At 66.7% G+C, this 15670-nt stretch carries 17 protein-coding genes and 1 tRNA gene; 11 read left to right on the plus strand and 7 right to left on the minus strand.

Going from position 1 to position 15670, the window contains the following annotated elements; all coding sequences use genetic code 11:
- Positions 1-26 precede the first annotated feature (26 nt).
- Positions 27-434: an Hsp20/alpha crystallin family protein gene (locus GO488_RS03290; protein ID WP_162316369.1), complete on the minus strand. Its 408-nt coding sequence runs from the start codon at positions 432-434 to the stop codon at positions 27-29.
- 135 nt (positions 435-569) lie between these two features.
- Between GO488_RS03290 and GO488_RS03295 the strand changes: the two genes are divergently transcribed.
- The 5 genes from GO488_RS03295 (at position 570) to GO488_RS03315 (ending at position 4766) form a co-directional block, all read left to right on the plus strand.
- A complete protein-coding gene (locus tag GO488_RS03295; RefSeq protein WP_162316370.1) occupies positions 570-1415 on the plus strand; it encodes an NOP5/NOP56 family protein in 846 nt (281 codons plus the stop codon).
- Positions 1412-2044: a fibrillarin-like rRNA/tRNA 2'-O-methyltransferase gene (locus GO488_RS03300; RefSeq protein ID WP_162316371.1), complete on the plus strand. Its 633-nt coding sequence runs from the start codon at positions 1412-1414 to the stop codon at positions 2042-2044. The genes GO488_RS03295 and GO488_RS03300 overlap by 4 nt, the downstream gene beginning before the upstream one ends.
- Before the next feature lie 72 nt (positions 2045-2116).
- Positions 2117-3199 carry a glutamate--cysteine ligase gene (locus GO488_RS03305; RefSeq protein WP_162316372.1) on the plus strand — a complete coding sequence of 361 codons (1083 nt, stop codon included), beginning with the start codon at positions 2117-2119 and terminating at the stop codon, positions 3197-3199.
- Positions 3200-3661: 462 nt separating this feature from the next.
- Positions 3662-4162 carry a helix-turn-helix domain-containing protein gene (locus GO488_RS03310; RefSeq protein WP_162316373.1) on the plus strand — a complete coding sequence of 167 codons (501 nt, stop codon included), beginning with the start codon at positions 3662-3664 and terminating at the stop codon, positions 4160-4162.
- Positions 4163-4277: 115 nt separating this feature from the next.
- Positions 4278-4766, plus strand: coding sequence for a phosphopantetheine adenylyltransferase (locus GO488_RS03315; RefSeq protein WP_162316374.1), 489 nt, complete (start codon positions 4278-4280; stop codon positions 4764-4766).
- Here the strand turns inward: GO488_RS03315 and GO488_RS03320 are convergent, their stop codons facing one another.
- Positions 4767-5075: a cyclin family protein gene (locus tag GO488_RS03320; RefSeq protein ID WP_162316375.1), complete on the minus strand. Its 309-nt coding sequence runs from the start codon at positions 5073-5075 to the stop codon at positions 4767-4769.
- Between the two features lie 84 nt (positions 5076-5159).
- On the opposite strand from GO488_RS03320, the gene GO488_RS03325 reads away from it, so the two are divergent.
- Positions 5160-5243: transfer RNA gene (locus GO488_RS03325), tRNA-Leu, on the plus strand.
- Positions 5244-5648: 405 nt separating this feature from the next.
- Positions 5649-6881: an ABC transporter substrate-binding protein gene (locus GO488_RS03330; RefSeq protein WP_162316376.1), complete on the plus strand. Its 1233-nt coding sequence runs from the start codon at positions 5649-5651 to the stop codon at positions 6879-6881.
- Between the two features lie 96 nt (positions 6882-6977).
- Here GO488_RS03330 and GO488_RS03335 read toward each other — a convergent pair whose 3' ends face one another.
- On the minus strand, positions 6978-7139 hold the full coding sequence (locus tag GO488_RS03335) for a hypothetical protein (protein ID WP_162316377.1): 162 nt from the start codon (positions 7137-7139) through the stop codon (positions 6978-6980).
- A 302-nt stretch (positions 7140-7441) separates the two neighbouring features.
- The gene (locus GO488_RS03340; protein ID WP_162316378.1) at positions 7442-7666 is read right to left on the minus strand and encodes a DUF7385 family protein; all 225 of its coding nucleotides are present in this window, start codon (positions 7664-7666) and stop codon (positions 7442-7444) included.
- A gap of 154 nt (positions 7667-7820) precedes the next feature.
- On the opposite strand from GO488_RS03340, the gene cobT reads away from it, so the two are divergent.
- The 4 genes from cobT (at position 7821) to GO488_RS03360 (ending at position 11875) form a co-directional block, all read left to right on the plus strand.
- Positions 7821-8849, plus strand: a complete 1029-nt coding sequence (gene cobT / locus GO488_RS03345) for a nicotinate mononucleotide-dependent phosphoribosyltransferase CobT (protein WP_162316379.1) — start codon at positions 7821-7823, stop codon at positions 8847-8849.
- On the plus strand, positions 8846-10141 hold the full coding sequence (locus GO488_RS03350; RefSeq protein ID WP_162316380.1) for a cobyrinic acid a,c-diamide synthase: 1296 nt from the start codon (positions 8846-8848) through the stop codon (positions 10139-10141). Before cobT ends, GO488_RS03350 begins: the two co-directional genes overlap by 4 nt.
- Before the next feature lie 127 nt (positions 10142-10268).
- The gene (gene dacZ / locus GO488_RS03355) at positions 10269-11078 is read left to right on the plus strand and encodes a diadenylate cyclase DacZ (RefSeq protein ID WP_162316381.1); all 810 of its coding nucleotides are present in this window, start codon (positions 10269-10271) and stop codon (positions 11076-11078) included.
- Positions 11079-11080: 2 nt separating this feature from the next.
- The gene (locus GO488_RS03360) at positions 11081-11875 is read left to right on the plus strand and encodes a mechanosensitive ion channel domain-containing protein (RefSeq protein WP_162316382.1); all 795 of its coding nucleotides are present in this window, start codon (positions 11081-11083) and stop codon (positions 11873-11875) included.
- 9 nt (positions 11876-11884) lie between these two features.
- Here the strand turns inward: GO488_RS03360 and GO488_RS03365 are convergent, their stop codons facing one another.
- The 3 genes from GO488_RS03365 to GO488_RS03375 all read right to left on the minus strand — a co-directional run bounded on the left by GO488_RS03365 (position 11885) and on the right by GO488_RS03375 (position 15600).
- Entirely contained in the window at positions 11885-12397 is a 513-nt protein-coding gene (locus GO488_RS03365; protein WP_422111212.1) for an acyltransferase, read from the minus strand.
- 108 nt (positions 12398-12505) lie between these two features.
- The gene (locus GO488_RS03370) at positions 12506-12706 is read right to left on the minus strand and encodes a DUF7576 family protein (protein WP_162316384.1); all 201 of its coding nucleotides are present in this window, start codon (positions 12704-12706) and stop codon (positions 12506-12508) included.
- A gap of 341 nt (positions 12707-13047) precedes the next feature.
- On the minus strand, positions 13048-15600 hold the full coding sequence (locus tag GO488_RS03375; protein WP_162316385.1) for a bacterio-opsin activator domain-containing protein: 2553 nt from the start codon (positions 15598-15600) through the stop codon (positions 13048-13050).
- Positions 15601-15670: the final 70 nt, after the last annotated feature.

A 15670-nucleotide genomic window follows, 5' to 3' on the forward strand; every position in this document is an offset into this window, starting at 1 on the left:
GCGCGGCCGCGTCGGCCGCGTCTCGCTCATTCGATGTCGATGCTGTTGCCCTCGTCGGACTCTTCCTCGACGGTGAACCGGACTTCGAGCACGCCGTTGCGGTAGGTCGCACTGGCGTCCTCGGCGTCGACGTGCGTCGGGAGGTCGATCGTCTCGGAGACGGTCCGCCGGCGGTAGGTGGACCCCTCGCCGACCTCGTGCTCGCCGCTGAGGTGGAGTCGGTCGTCGCGGAGCTTCAGCGATAGCTCGTCGCGTTCGAACCCCGGAAGGTCCGCGAGCACCACGAAGCCGTCGTCTGTCTCCTCGATGGAGATTCCGGCGTCCCAGCCGCTGGCGTCTTCGAGAGCCGGACCGCTCGCGCCGCCGAACATCTCTCGGCGCATCTGGTCGAACAGTCGGTCCATGCCGTCGAAGGGGTATCGTTGTCCTCTCATAACAATCACACATACGCATTGGTAGGATATAAACGCGTATGGATACGTGATAGCAATCGATAAGCTACGGAATCTATTCGACAGGACGAACGGAGAAGGATGACACCTATACCCGTCTGCCCACTCATCCCCAATATGACCGAAGACACGGGGGCCTGGTTCGCGGGGCTCGATCCCGAGGACGCGGCGGGTGCGGCCGACCGCATCGAGAGCGGGCGCGCCGACGAGCCGGCCGACTGGCCCCAGCAGGCCGTCGAGAGCGGCTTCGCCGCCGACGAAGCGGAGTACTACGAGCGGTTGCAGAGGGCGACGATAACGGCGACGGAAGCCGCCGTCCACGAGCGCGAGACGGCCGGCGATCAGCAACTCGTCCACGCGGTTCGGGCGATGGCCGACTGCGAGCGCACTGCTAACGAACTGGCCGAACGGGTCGCCGAGTGGGGCGGCAGTCGCTACGGCGAGAGCGGGAGCGGCGTCGAGTACGCCCGCGAGATAGCCGAGCGAGCGTCGGAGAACCGCGGCGACGAGGCGCTCCGGTCGCTGGCCGAGCGGACCGTCTCGCTCTCCGAGGAGGCCGACGAGCTGCGGGCGTTCATCGAACGGACCGCCCCCGCCGCCGCACCGAACCTCTCGGCGCTGGCCGGGCCGGTGCTGGCCGCGCGGCTGATCTCGCTGGCCGGCGGTCTCGAACCGCTCGCCAAGCAACCCAGCGGCACCGTTCAGGTGCTGGGCGCTGAAGACGCGCTGTTCGCCCATCTCAAGGGGAACGCCCCCTCGCCGAAGCACGGCATCATCTTCACCCACAAGTACGTCAGCGGGACCCGCCGCGAGGAACGCGGGTCCGCCGCCAGAGCGCTCGCGGGGAAGTTGAGCATCGCCGCGCGGGTGGACCACTACAGCGGCGAGCGAAAGCCCGAACTCGACGCGGAACTGGACGAGCGCATCGAGCGCATCCGTTCGCGCGGGGGTGACGCGGAATGAGCCTCCCCGACGGCGTCGAACGGCACGAGTTCGACGGGACGACGAGCGTCGCCACGCGGGGCCATCCGGAGTACGGCGAGCGCACCGACGGCGAGTGGCGGCGTTGGGACCCCCACCGCTCGAAGCTCGGCGCGATGCTCGAACTGGGGATGGACACCGGGCTCTCCGGCGGCGAGACGACGCTGTATCTGGGTGCGGCGGCCGGAACGACGGTGAGTCACGTCGCCGACTTCGGCGGGCCGACCTACGCCGTCGAGTTCGCGCCGCGGCCCGCGCGGGACCTGGTCGGCGTCGCCGAGCGCCGGTCGAACCTCTTCCCGCTCTTGAAGGACGCCCGCAAACCCGAGACGTACGCCCACGTCGTCGAGCCGGTCGACGTGCTCGTTCAGGACGTGGCGACGCGCGGACAGGGCCGCGTGGCGAGGTTGAACCGGCGGTTCCTCGGCGACGACGGCCGGCTGCTTGCGGCCATCAAGGCCCGGAGCGAGGACGTGACCGCCGACCCAGAGAGCGTCTTCGACGAGGTGCTGGACGACATCGGATCGGAATACGAGGTGCTCGAAACCGAACGGCTGTCGCCCTATCACGACGACCACCTCGGCGTCGTCGCCCGCCCGCGCCCCGAGTGAGGCGGTCCCGAGACAGGCGGCCCTCGGGGGCGGACGGAAGGCTTTAACGGGTCGCTTCCGATTCCCAAGTCGATGGACAAGACGGGGTCTCCAGAGAGCTTCACCCGGATGGGTACGCTCGGTATCGAGGAGGAGTTCTACGTCGTCGACGAGTTCGGCCGCCCCACGTCCGGGACGGACGAACTGGTCTACGAGACCGACCCGCCGGAGATTCTGGAAGAGCGACTCGACCACGAACTGTTCAAGTGCGTCATCGAGACGCAGACGCCGCTCATCGAGGAGCCGGGCGAGGCGCGCGACCAGCTGCTCGCGGTGCGTGAAGCGCTGGCCGACCACGCCGAGCGCAACGGCTTTCAGATCGCCGCGGCCGGGCTCCACCCGCTGGCGAAGTGGCGCGAACTCGAACACGCCGAGAAGCCGCGCTACCGGGCGCAACTGGACCGCATCCAGTACCCGCAGCACCGCAACACGACCGCGGGCCTGCACGTCCACGTCGGTGTCGACGACCCCGATAAAGCCGTCTGGATCGCCAACGAACTCCGCTGGCACGTTCCCGTGATGTTGGCGCTGTCGGCGAACTCGCCGTACTGGAACGGCTTCGACACCGGCCTGCAGTCGGCCCGAGCGAAGATCTTCGAGGCGCTCCCGAACACCGGGATGCCGACCAGATTCACGGACTACGAGGCGTTCCAGCGCTACGAGTCCCGGATGGTCGAGAGCGGGAGCATCGACGACCGGGGCGAACTCTGGTTCGACGTGCGCCCACACTCCGGGCACGGCACCGTCGAGGTGCGCGCTCCCGACGGACAGGCCGACCCCGACCGAGTGATGGCTTTCGTCGAGTACGTCCACGCGCTCGTCGAGGACTACGCCGCGCGCTACGAGGACGGCGAGCCGGGGACCGACGTCCGCCGAGAACTCTTAGACGAGAACAAGTGGCGTGCGATTCGTCACGGTCAGTCGGCCGAACTGCTCGCCAAGGATTCGCTGGAGACGCGACCGCTCGCGGAGATCGTCGAACGGGAGGGCGAGCGGCTCGACGTCAGCGGCCTTCGGACGCTGTTCGACGGCGAGAGCGGTGCGACGCGCCAGCGGCGGATTCGACGCGAGGAGGGTGTCCAGTCGCTGTGCGAGTCGCTCTTACTCGAATACTGACTGGCAAAGGGGCTGCCGAAGAGCGACCGATACCGAAGCGGTATCGGGGCGAAAGGCTCTGGCTGCCACCACACGGTGTCCCCACACCTGTTCGTACCCCACTGCGAACGCGTCGGTCGCGCTTGGTCCACCACTGGACGACGTCCCCGTACCCCACTACGGACGGACGCCGGTCGCCACATCACCGTCGGAACCGGTGAGAGTGGCGCGCCGTGGACGGAGAAAACTATTGAGTACAATAGTAAAATACTATAGGGTCACTCTCATGCACGATAGTCGGAACACATTTCAGGTATCTTTTAAGTTTGTATCGGACAGGTCTACAGTTTCGAAAATCGTTTCTGCTCGCGACGGCTGAAACGTTCGAATATACGCAGTCATCACTCGACTTCGCCGCCGGGTCGAAGGGGTGGAGCCAAGGTTTTTATCCGGCACTCGCTTTCGTCCCCACAGAGACGACGCATGTCTAGTGACGACACACCCGACGACGGAGAGGAGACCGGAGACGTGCGCGGGCGCATCGAGCAGGAGGCCGACCGCGCCGTTTCACAGTTCGACGAGGGCATCGTGGACTTGCTGGCGTGGGTACTCGATACCGACACTCGCGCGCGCATCTACGTCAGTCTCCGGCAGAACCCCGAGAGCACGAGCGACGAGATCTCCGCGGCCACCGGTCTCTATCCGAGCACCGTCCGCGAGGCGCTGGCCGAACTCCACGACGAGGGGACAGTAACCCGGAAGAAACGCGAGAGCGACGGCGCGGGCAACAACCCCTACGAGTACAGCGCGATTCCGCCGAGCGAACTCGTCAACAACATCGTCGAGGACGTCCAGGCCGAGCTGAACACGGTGTTCAATCTCGACGACCATCTGGACGAGAACAACGATTCGGTGTCGGACAGCGAACCGGTCACCATCTCCGTCGACGACGCGGACGACGAGGACGAGAGAGAGGACGAGTAGTCCGCTGGAACTGAGAGCGAGAGATCACCGAGACCGGGAGACGATTCCGTGTGACGCTCTCTCGGGGGTTCACGAAGACGACACCACTAAATCAGACCCCGCCGTTGCCGGGAACATGAAGGTCGCGCTGGGTGGAACGTTCGATCCCATTCACGACGGGCACCGCGCGCTGTTCGAGCGCGCGTTCGAACTCGGTGACGTAACTGTCGGACTCACCAGTGACGACCTCGCGCCGAAGACGCGCCACGACGAGCGACACGTCCGCTCGTTCGAGGACCGGCGAGACAACCTCGCGGCCGAACTGTCGGCGTTCGCCGACGGGGGCGACCGGGACTGGCAGATCCGCGAGCTCACGGAACCGACCGGCATCGCTACCGAGGCCCAGTTCGACGTGCTCGTCGTCTCGCCGGAGACCGAGACCGGCGGCAAGCGGATCAACGAGATCCGCCGCGAGCGCGGCCACGACCCGCTGGAGATCGCGGTCGTCCCCCACGTCTACGCCGACGACGGCGACATCATCTCGTCGACCCGCATCGTCAACGGCGAGATCGACGAACACGGCAACCTCACTCCCGAGCGCGAGGGGCGCGGCCAGCCCTCCTGATCACCAGTCCGGCGCTTCCAGCCCGACGCTCTCGATGAGTTCTTTCCATCGCTTCTGAATGGACAGCCGAGAGACGTCCGCCGCGTCGGCGACGGCGGTCTGTGAGCGTTCCTCGCCGGCGACCAGCGCTCCGACGTAGAGACTGGCCGCCATCGACGCCCGCTTCGAGCGCTCCTCGTCGGGCAGCGTCGAGAGAAACAGGTCCACCGCGTGCGAACGCGCCTGCGTCCCGAGATCGAGCGTCTCGGCGGTCGCCTCGATCTCCGAGAGCCACTCGTCCTGTTCGACCCGGTCGCTGGCGCGATACATGCACCTCGGTTGGCGACCGACCCACCTAAAGCTCTCGCCCCGGAACGAAGGCTTCTTGATGGCTACGCGGAAACGGTGGACTGCGCGCGGGTTGCCGAGCCAGGAAAAGGCGTAGCGCTTAGGACGCTATCCCGTAGGGGTCCGCCGGTTCAAATCCGGTCCCGCGCATTTTGTGGCGAACGATTCGTGAGCCACAAATTCGTGTGAGGATTTGAATCCTGCAAGGAACGCGCAGCGAACGACGTGAGCGAGCATTTCTTGCTCCGGTTCAAATCCGGTCCCGCGCATTGCTGCTGCGAGCAACACCGCGAGCAGCAGCAATCGTGACGAACGGATTCTGAACCCCGCAAGTCGCAGCGGCCGAAGGGAGTGAGGCCGACCGTCTTGCTCCGGTCCAAATCGTCCCTGCACACGTCAATTCCCCTTTCGTCGTACTCTTCTTGCCGGTCCAGCGATCCGTGTCGCCACTCGACGCAGAAAGCGACGGAACCAGCTGATAGAATAACTCACCCAATGGATTTGGCCGGCCTAAAACTCGAAAGCTATATAAGACGATTAGGCAAGCCTAAAAGTATGGAACGCGATTCCGATACGACGAGCGAACGGACGCGGCGAGAATATCTGAGATACGGTGGGGCAGTCGTCGCCGGCGGCCTGCTCGCCGGTTGTTCGAGCGACTCGGACGGCGGATCGGCGGCAGATGAAACGGGAACGGGCGACGGATCGGCGTCGGCCGAAACGGCCTCGGATGCGGATACGACCGACGGCGGTTCGTACTCCGTGACGATGTCGCCGGTCGGGACAGTCGCGTTCGAGTCGCCGCCGGAGACGGTGTTCACGCGGCTCACTCACCACGCGGACATGGCGTTCGCGCTCGGCCGCGGCGACGGCATCACCGCCATGCACGCGCCGGACTACTACGACGGGCTGTGGAACCAGTACGTCGAACGGCTCCCGGGCGTCTCCCTCGACTGGACGGGGCTGTACTCGTCGTGGAAGCCCTCGAAGGAGCAGTTGTACGCGCTCGACAGCGACGTCCATCTCGCCGACCCCGCGTGGATCACGCAACTCGATAAGTGGAGTCAGTCGGACATAGAGGAGATCGCCGAGAACGTCTCGCCGTGGTTCGGGAACTCCCTCAGCGACATCCACCGGGAGCCGACCGGCGAGTGGGCCGCGGACTACGAGTACTACGGCCTGTGGGAGCAGTTCGAACTCGTCGCCGAGGCGTTCCGCGAGCGGGCGCGCTACGAGGAACTCGCCGCGGTAAACGAGCGGTTGCGGTCGACGATCGAAGCCGACCTCCCGCCCGAGTCCGAGCGACCGACCGCGGTCATGATCGCCGCCGCCGACATCGAGGAGATATACACCTATACGATGAACACGCCGGGGTTCCTGACGGCGCACACCCGCCCGCTCGGCCCCCACGACGCCTTCGAGGGGAGCGTCGAGAGCAACTCCGTGATCGACTTCGAGACGCTCCTGGAGGCCGACCCTGACGTCATCCTCCACCTCGGGGGAATGGAACCGGAGACGGACATGGCCGAACGCCGAGCGGCGTTCGAAGAGGACCCGGTCACGTCGGAGATCGCCGCTGTGAAGAACGGCCGCGTCTACGCGCAAGGCGCTCGGTATCAGGGGCCGATTCTCAACCTGTTCCAGCTCGAGATGACCGCAAAGCAGCTGTATCCCGACGTCTTCGGCGAGTGGCCGACCTACGAGGAGGGGCCGTATCCGGAGATTCCGACCGAGGAGCAGCTATTCGACCGGCAGCGAGTTTCGGACGCCATCCGCGGGAACGTCTGAGGTGACGGCGGTCGAATCCGGAACGGACGCAGCCGACGCCGAGGAATTGACTGTCGCTCGTGGCCGATGGGGAACGGAGAACTCTCTTCGGACGTCTCAGCGGTCGCCCATGCGGAGCAGCTGGAGCGTCTCGCGGATGAGGTAGTCTTTCTTGGCCGAGTCTTCGGCTTCGAGCGCCTCCGTCAGTCGCTCGCGGGCGTTCTGCTGTGCGATGCTCTTCGCGGTGACGTCGCCGGTGGGTGGTCTTGCCGATGTCATGTCAGATACCTCGGACGGGCAGCGGCGCACTGCCCCTGTGATGCGCTCGTATGTGGACTAGACGAACGGGACTTCCTTCACCGCTCGGCCTGTATATTCCGGCTTTCGGCTTCTCGGCCTCGCATCGTCGAAACGGAGCGCACAGTACCCGCGGTTCTCTGATACCGATTGACAGCAGCTACCTAAGACGATTGTGACGGACCGTTCGAACAGATCGGCGGCGGGAGAGGCGCGGGACGAGCGGAAACCCGAGGACGGGAACGCCATCGCTCGGCGGTCGCGCTGCCGAGAGGAGGCGGGTGCTACTTGTGTGTGAACAACACGACGTTGCCGTCGTGGGTGGTCGTACACAGGTCCATCTCGAAGTCGAGGTTCAGCGAAGTTAGCTCCTGCTTGCAGACGACCATGTCGTCGAAGGGCTTCTCGCAGGCCGGACAGGCGACGGCGGTCGTGTTCTGGTACGATTTGATGGCGTCGTTGTCCTCGCGCGGCGTCAGCGACGAGACGAGGTCGTCGAAGTCCTCCATACCCGGACTGACGGGCGGGATCGCTTAAATCATGTGCCCAGCGCGGGATTCCGACGAGAAGCGACGGGGGTCGGGACCAGCGACGGCGACCAGCGCGAACTCCCGATCGCTCACACCGGTGTGTTAAAGTGCGCTTGCAGTATCGCAAACCAGTATGGAACACACGGGCGACGGGAGCCGGTTCGTCCTCGTCGCGGGGACGACGGAGACGGCACAGCGAGACGGTATCAGCGCCGCCGGAGCCGATCCCGAACTGATGGTCGAGACGCCCGCGGCGGACGCCGAACTGCTTGCGTACGGGCGGCCGGTGCGAACGGAGCACGTCCCGGTCAGTCCCAGCGGCTGTCCGACGCCCGCGCTGGTCACGCGCGCGGTGCGAGAGCTACTGGGCTTCGAAGCGACCGTCGTCGACGGCGGGCTGGCGAAACCGACCGCCGCGCCGACGGTGACCGTCGGTGCCGGTGTCGGTCGCGACATCGCGGAACAGGACCCGGTGCCGACCGCTCACGGCGCGTTCGAGGCCGCGCGGCAGTTCGGCCGAGCGCTCCCGGCCGACGAACTGTGGCTGGCGGAGTCGATCCCCGGCGGGACGACGACGGCGCTGGGCGTACTGCGCGCGCTGGGCGAGGACGCGATGGTCTCCTCGTCGCTCCCGGCGAACCCGACCGAACAGAAGCGGGCGGTGGTCGAAGCGGCACTCGAAGCGAGTTCGCTCGCACCGGGCGACGCCGCCGCCGAACCCAAACGGGCTGTCCGACGAATGGGCGATCCGGTGTTGGCGACGCTCGCGGGGCTCGCTGCGGGAGCGGTCGAGACGGATACGCCCGTGACGCTCGCCGGCGGGACGCAGCAACTCGCCGTCGCGGCGCTGGTTCGCCACGGCGGTTACGAGGGGCGACTGGGGCTGGCGACGACCGCGTACGTCGCCGACGACGAGACGGCGGACCTCCGAGCGAGCGCGGAGTCGCTCTCGCTCGACCTGACCGTAACCGACCCCGGATTCGACGAGAGCGATCACGTCGCGATGGAGCGCTTCGTCGCCGGTGAGGCGAAAGAGGGCGTCGGCATGGGCGGGGCGCTGGCGTTGGCCGACCGAGCGGGCATCGCGATGGCCGAGGTCCGCGAGCGGTTTGCCGCGGTGTACGACGACCTGCTCGACGGAGCGGTCGGTGAGTCGCCGTGAAGGGCGTCGTCCTCGCGGGGACGGCCTCCGGCGTCGGCAAGACCGTGGCGACGCTGGCCGCGCTGACCGCCCTCGACGCGGCGGGCTACGACCCGCAACCGGCGAAGGCCGGCCCGGACTTCATCGACCCGAGCCACCACGAGGCAGTCGTCGGAAAGCCGTCGCGCTCGCTGGATCCGTGGCTGGCCGGCGAGGAGGGAATGCGACGAACGTACTGGCGCGGCGAGGGCGATATCTGCGTCGTCGAGGGGATGATGGGCCTCTACGACGGGTCGGCGGCCTCGACGGCCAGCGTCGCCGAAGCGCTCGACCTACCGGTGGTGCTGGTCGTCGACGCGAGCGCCGGGATGGAGAGCGTCGGCGCGACGGCGCTCGGGTTTCGCGCGTACGCCGACCGAATCGGGCGGGACGTGGACGTGGTCGGCGTCCTCGCTCAGCGCGCCCACGGCGGGCGACACGCCGAGGGCATCCGCGAGGCGCTCCCCGAGGAACTGACGTACTTCGGCCGGATACCGCCGACCGACGATCTCGAAATTCCGGAGCGGCATCTCGGCCTCCACATGGGCGAGGAGTCGCCCGTCGACGGGGAGGCGCTTACGGAAGCGGCGGAACACGTCGACGCCGAGAGACTGGCAGACGCGGCGCGCGACCCGCCGACGGCGTCGCCGTCCTCGTCGGAACCGACCGGAAACCGAATCGCGGTCGCCCGCGACGCCGCCTTCTGCTTCGTCTATCCGAGCACCGTCGAACGCTTCCGCGAACTGGGCGAGGTGACGACGTTCTCGCCGCTGGCCGGCGATCCGCTGCCCGACGCTGACGCCGTCTACCTGCCCGGCGGCTATCCGGAACTGCACGCCGCGGAACTGGCGGAGTCGCCGACGCTCGACGAGATCGGGGAGCGGGCGGCGGAGGGACTCCCCACCTACGGCGAGTGCGGCGGGCTGATGGCGCTCTCGGAGTCGCTCTCGACTACCGAGGGAGAGACCTACGAGATGGCGGGCGTGTTGCCCGCGTCCGTCGAGATGCGCGAGCGCTATCAGGCGCTCGATCACGTCGAACTGACCGCGAGGCGGACGACGCCGGTCGCCGAAGGGGGGACGACTCGCCGCGGCCACGAGTTCCACTACTCCGCGGCCGCCGTGGAGTCGGACGCGAGGTTCGCCTTCGACGTCGAACGCGGGACCGGCATCGACGGCGACCGCGACGGCCTCACGGAGTACGCCACCGTCGGGACGTACTGTCACGCCCACGCGGCGAGCGGCGCCTTCGACCGACTGCTGACCGGGCGCTGAGCGACCGCCGACCGCGGGCCGGCCAGCGGCCGACCGAGTGCTCGGCGGCTCGAACCGTCTGACAGGAGACGGACGGACGGCAGACCGCCCATAAACTTTTTTCCTGTCTGCCATCGTGATACGTACAATGAACGAGTTGCGCGACCTGCTCGCCGACGTGGTCGCAGACGCCGACGCCGTCTCGCTGTTCTCCCCGAACGCCGCCGCCTTCGAGCGGTTCGAGGACGCGGATATCCCAGTCGTCGTCGTCGGCCCGGAGAACGCCGTGGACGCGGAGAACTTCGTCGAACTACCGATCGACTTCATCGACCTCGAAGGCAGGGTCCGCTTCGGTATCGAGGGGGCGCTCGAAAAGGAATTCTTCGAGGAAGGCGACGAAGTCGTCTGCGTGACAGACTTCTTGGGCGGGGTCGGAAACACCGTCGCCCGCATCGAGACCAGCGACTTCTCGCCGTCGGGCGTCTACGATCTGTTCGTCAACTCCCGGGCCGAGCCCGGCGTCGTCCGCGACGTCTTCGAGGTGGCCATCGAACTCGGGAAGAAGGGACAGAAGGGCAAGCCCGTCGGCGCGCTGTTCGTCGTCGGCGACGCCGGCAAGGTCATGAACAAGTCCCGACCGCTCTCGTACAACCCCTTCGAGAAGTCCCACGTCCACGTCGGCGACCCGATCGTCAACGTGATGCTGAAGGAGTTCTCGCGGCTCGACGGCGCGTTCGTCATCTCCGACGCCGGGAAGATCGTCTCGGCGTACCGCTACCTCGAACCCTCCGCCGAAGGGGTGGACATCCCGAAGGGGCTGGGCGCGCGACACATGGCCGGTGGGGCCATCTCTCGGGACACGAACGCGACCGCGATCGTCCTCTCGGAGAGCGACGGGCTCGTACGGGCGTTCAAGGGCGGGGAAATCGTCCTCGAGATCGACCCCGAGGAATACTGACGATGCAACTTGGATTCGACTGGCCGGACGTCATCCGGACGCTGTTCTCGCCGGAGAACGCCGTGTTGCTCTCGATCATCGTCCTCTTCGTCGGCCTGGTGCTCGGCGTGCTGGTCTGGCGGGCCTCGCGGCAGTTCATGCGGGAACTGGGCGTTCCAGAGGCCGTCGAGGGCACCCCCTTCGAGCGGACCGCTCGGGGTCTGGGCACGTCCACGGTCGGTATCGTCTCGAACCTCACGGCGCTGTTCGTCTACATCGTCACCGTCACGGTGGCGCTGAACATCGCCCAACTGGGCAATCCGGAGGCGTACTGGACGCAGTTCACCGAGTTCCTCCCGGACCTCTTCATCGCCGCCTTCGCGCTCATCATCGGCCTCATCGCCGGCGACAAGGCGCGGCTCGTCGTCTCGGAGCGCCTCCGAAGCGTGAAGCTCCCCGAGGCGACGCTCGTGCCGGAACTCGTCAAGTACAGCATCTTCTATCTGGCCGTCCTCATCGCGCTCGGTCAGCTGGGCGTCGATACGATGGCGCTGCTCATCCTGCTGGCGGCGTACTCCTTCGGACTCGTCTTCATCACCGGGCTGGCGCTGAAAGACCTCTTGGCCGCGAGCGCCGCCGGACTCTACCTCCTGCTGTCGGAACCGTACAGCATCGGCGACGAGGTCGTCATCGGCGACCGGCAGGGAATAGTTCAGGAAGTCGATATGTTCGTCACGCACGTCGAGAGCGAGGGAAAAGAGCACATCATCCCCAATCAGTTGGTCATCCGGTCGGGGATCGTCCGCGTCCGGAACTAACTGTCGGCGCTAACTGTCGGCGTCGTCGCCCCGTTCTATCGGCTCCGCCGGGACGCCGGCGACGGTCGTCCCCGGCGGGACGTCGTCCGCGACGAGGGAGTTCGCGGCCACCTGCGCGTCCGCTCCGACCGTCACGCCCGGGAGGACGACCGCGCCCGCGCCGATCATCGCTCGCTCGCCGACGACGACCTCGCCGGTCCGGTACTCCGTCTGTAGGAACTCGTGACAGAGCAGCGTCGCGTCGTAGCCGACGATGGCGTCGTCTCTGACGGTGATGAGTTCCGGCCAGAAGACGTCGGGCGTCGATTCGAGGCCCCACGCGACGCCGGTGCCGACGGTGACGCCGAGGCGGCGCAACAGCCGGTTCTTGAGCCGCAGGCTCGGCGAGACGCGACAGACGAGGATGACGGCGTAGTTGAGCATCACGCGCAGCGGGTGTTTCGCGTCGGGCCACGAGAACAGGGAGTTGCGCGGACCGGGGGTCGGATGACGGTCGAGGTCGTCGTGTCGTTGGCCGCTCACGGGAACCGATAGCGGGCCGGAGGTAATCAAACCACTCGGACCTGCGGTGTCAGCGGTGCCGCCGTCCGTGTCTCGAAAGCGGTGCGACCGCAGCCGTCGGCAAGCGACTCAGTCGCGCTGGAACGCCGCTTTGCAGTCCTCGTCACAGAAGAGGTAGACGGTGACGCCGTCCGCGACCGTCGCCACCGTCGGCGTCCGCTCTCCGGGGTCGAGTTCGCCGTCGCACTCAGCACAGACCGTTACGACATCGCCGTCCCCCGTTTCACTGAGCGATCTATCGGCGATCGTATCGTCCACGTGCGGGGCCATCATATCCTCCAGCGCGTGCCGTCGCGGCCGTCGGTACGCTCCGACCGCCGCGGTCCGTTCGCCGCGGATGCCACCACGAGGGTCCCCACCCGCCGACTGCGAGTGCGACTGGCGGCCCGTAGCCCTCTCCCCACCATCCGAGTCTGCGTCCGTTCGCTCATGCACTGATCCCGCCACCTACTGGTATCTCTTCTATCACGATATCGCTGGTCCGTATACTCGTACGCTTAGCGGAGGCGACCTCCGAATACTGATGCGCACCCGGCAGGTGAGTCACGCGGCGAAGAACCCGGCTCGTCCGACCACTCGGACGAAACCGCCGCTCGGGCGACGCCGCCGAATTACTGTTCCGACCCGACCGTCGGCTGGTCACCGAAGACGATGTCGAAGAGCTTTCGCTCCCCCTTCCGGATGTGGCGGCTCACCGTCGGTTGAGAGATGCCGAGAATCTCCGCGACGTCGCTGCCGGAGCTGTCCCGCGGGAAGTTGAAGAACCCGGCGTGATAGGCGGTCCGCAACACCTCCTCTTCGCGGTCGGTCAGCTGCTCCAGATAGACGGCCTCGAACTCCTCTTCGGTGAGGACCGGCCGGTCGAGCTCCCGTCTGGCGGTCAGCTCCGCGTCGTACTGACTCAGGAACATCTCCAAGAACGCCTTGATGTCGCCCGAACTCGGGAGTTCGACCAGCAACTCCGCGCCGTCCGGCGTCGAGGAGAGTGCGGTCGGGTGCGCGCCGGCCCCGAGTAACGTCGCAAGGAAACTCGTCTCGGTGAGCGTCGCTTCGTAGAAACACCCGTCCTCGCGCTCCGCGATCAGCCGGACGTCCTTGATCTCCGTCGAGCGGTCGGCGAACGTCCGGATGGCGTCGGGACTGCTGCCGTCGATGGTGAAAAAGGCCCGCAGCGTCCCATCGGCCTGATCGACCAGCGCCTCGAACTCGAACTGACTGCCGGTCTCTCGCGTGAACTCGACCGCCGCGATGTCGGGGTCAGTCACTCGGAACTCCAGTTCGACGGCCGTCTCGCTCACGAGCATCTTCTTCCGTTCGAGGGCGTTGATCGCGTAGCCGATCATCCGCCCCAACTCCGCCAGCACGGTCTCCTCTAACTCGTCGAAGATCTCGGGGGTCTCCGCGTACAGGTTCAAGACGCCGTAGAGGATCTCGTCGTGGACGAGCGGCACCGAGATACTCGCGCGATAGCCGCGCTGGAGCGCGGCTTGCCGCCACGGTTCGAATGGCGGGTCGCTGTGGAGGTTGTTCTGGACCTGGGGTTCGTGCGTCTTGACGGCCCGTCCCGTCGGCCCCCTCGCCGACGACGATTCGTCGGTCGTGATCTCGATCTCCTCGAGATATCCCTGTTCGACGCCGGCGGACGTCCGGGGGACGACCCGCCCGCCGATCGTCTCCTGTTCACCGACCCACGCGAAGCGGTAGGACTCGGCGTTCGCCAGTTTCGTACACACCGTCTGCTCGATCTCCTCGCGGGTGGTCGCCTCGGTCAGCACCTGCGTGATCTCGCGGATCACCGAGTTGAGGCGGTTGACTCGGTCTAACGTCTCCGTGCGCGCTTCGAGTTCCGCGGTCCGCTCCCGCAGTTGCTCCTCGCGCTCGACCCGGTCGAGGGCCGCCTGGACGTTCGCCACGAACAGCGTCACGAGCGTGATCTCGTGCTGGGAGAACGTCCTCGGCTCCGTCGCGCCGCTCACGAACACGCCGTAGCTCCCGATGGGAAAGAGGACGACGCTCTGTAAGGGCGTCTCCGACGCGGAGAGGTCCGACGCCGCCGAGACATCCGGGATCACCCGCCGCTCCTGTTCGAGGTAGACCTCCCAGGGGAGGTCGCGCTCCGGGGCGAACAGGTCCGTCTCGTCGGTGAGCGCGTCGGCGGCGATTGTTCGGGCCATCGGCTGGAGCGTCCCCGTCTGTTCGTCGTAGTACGCGATCATGGAGATCGGCAGACCGAGCGTGTCCTGTGCGGTCCGAACCGCGATGTTACAGGCCTCTTCGACCGTCTCGGCCGTCGAGAGGGCCTGTGCCCCCTCGTTCAGCTGCCGCAGCCGCTGCTCCCGCCGTTTCTGCTCGCTGATGTCCCGAACGATACCGGTGAAGAACCGCTCGCCCTCGTGAGTGATCTCGCTGAACGAGATACTGAGAGCCACCTCGGTGCCGTCGCTGTGCTGGCCCGGCAGCTCGACGTTGTCCCAGTCGAGTTTGCGCTCGCCGGTGTCGAGATACCGCTGGAAGCCCGCGTCGTGCTGCGAAGCGAGGCGGTCGCTCATCAGGACGGTCAGCGGTTCGCCGAGCAGTTCCGACGGCGTGTAGCCCAGGATCTCCTCCATCGCGGGGTTCACGAAGCGAATCGTGCTGTCGGTATCGATGGTGATGATGCCGTCGTTGGTAATCCGAGCGACCGCTTCGAGCAGCCCTGTCGGGTTCTGTAGGTCCGACTCTGGCGAGGGCTCTCCGTCGGCCGCGGGGTCGAGCCCGGTCCCCCGCGCCGAGGAGCGGGCCGGTTCGAGACGGGCGCGGAGCCGGTGGGCCAGCGTCGACTCGTCGGCCGGGTCGACGGAGAGGGGGACGACTTCGTCGATCCCGACCGCCGACGCCTCTCGAAGCAGATCGGTCGTGACGTCGTCCGCGAGCAGTATCGTCTGCAGGTCGGGGGCCGTCTCGGCGGCAGCGGCGAGAAACGAGAGCCCGTCCGTCGTCCGGAGGTCTTCGCGGGCGAGGAGAACGTCGTACTCGTCGGTTTCGAGCAACTCGGCGGCGTCGTCGGCGGTCTCTGCCACGTCGACGTTCGCCGCCGACAGTACTTCCCGCAGCGCCTCGACGTGGACCGACGATTCCGCCGGGTCGCCGTCGACGAGCAAGATGTGGATTGGAGATGGCGACATAGTATCTCGACTAGTGTGACACTCGATACCACTACATTAGGAATTCTCCCTCAAAAATCAGGGGGACAGA

This window comes from Haloarcula limicola (assembly GCF_010119205.1).
In the GTDB taxonomy this organism is placed as follows: domain Archaea; phylum Halobacteriota; class Halobacteria; order Halobacteriales; family Haloarculaceae; genus Haloarcula; species Haloarcula limicola.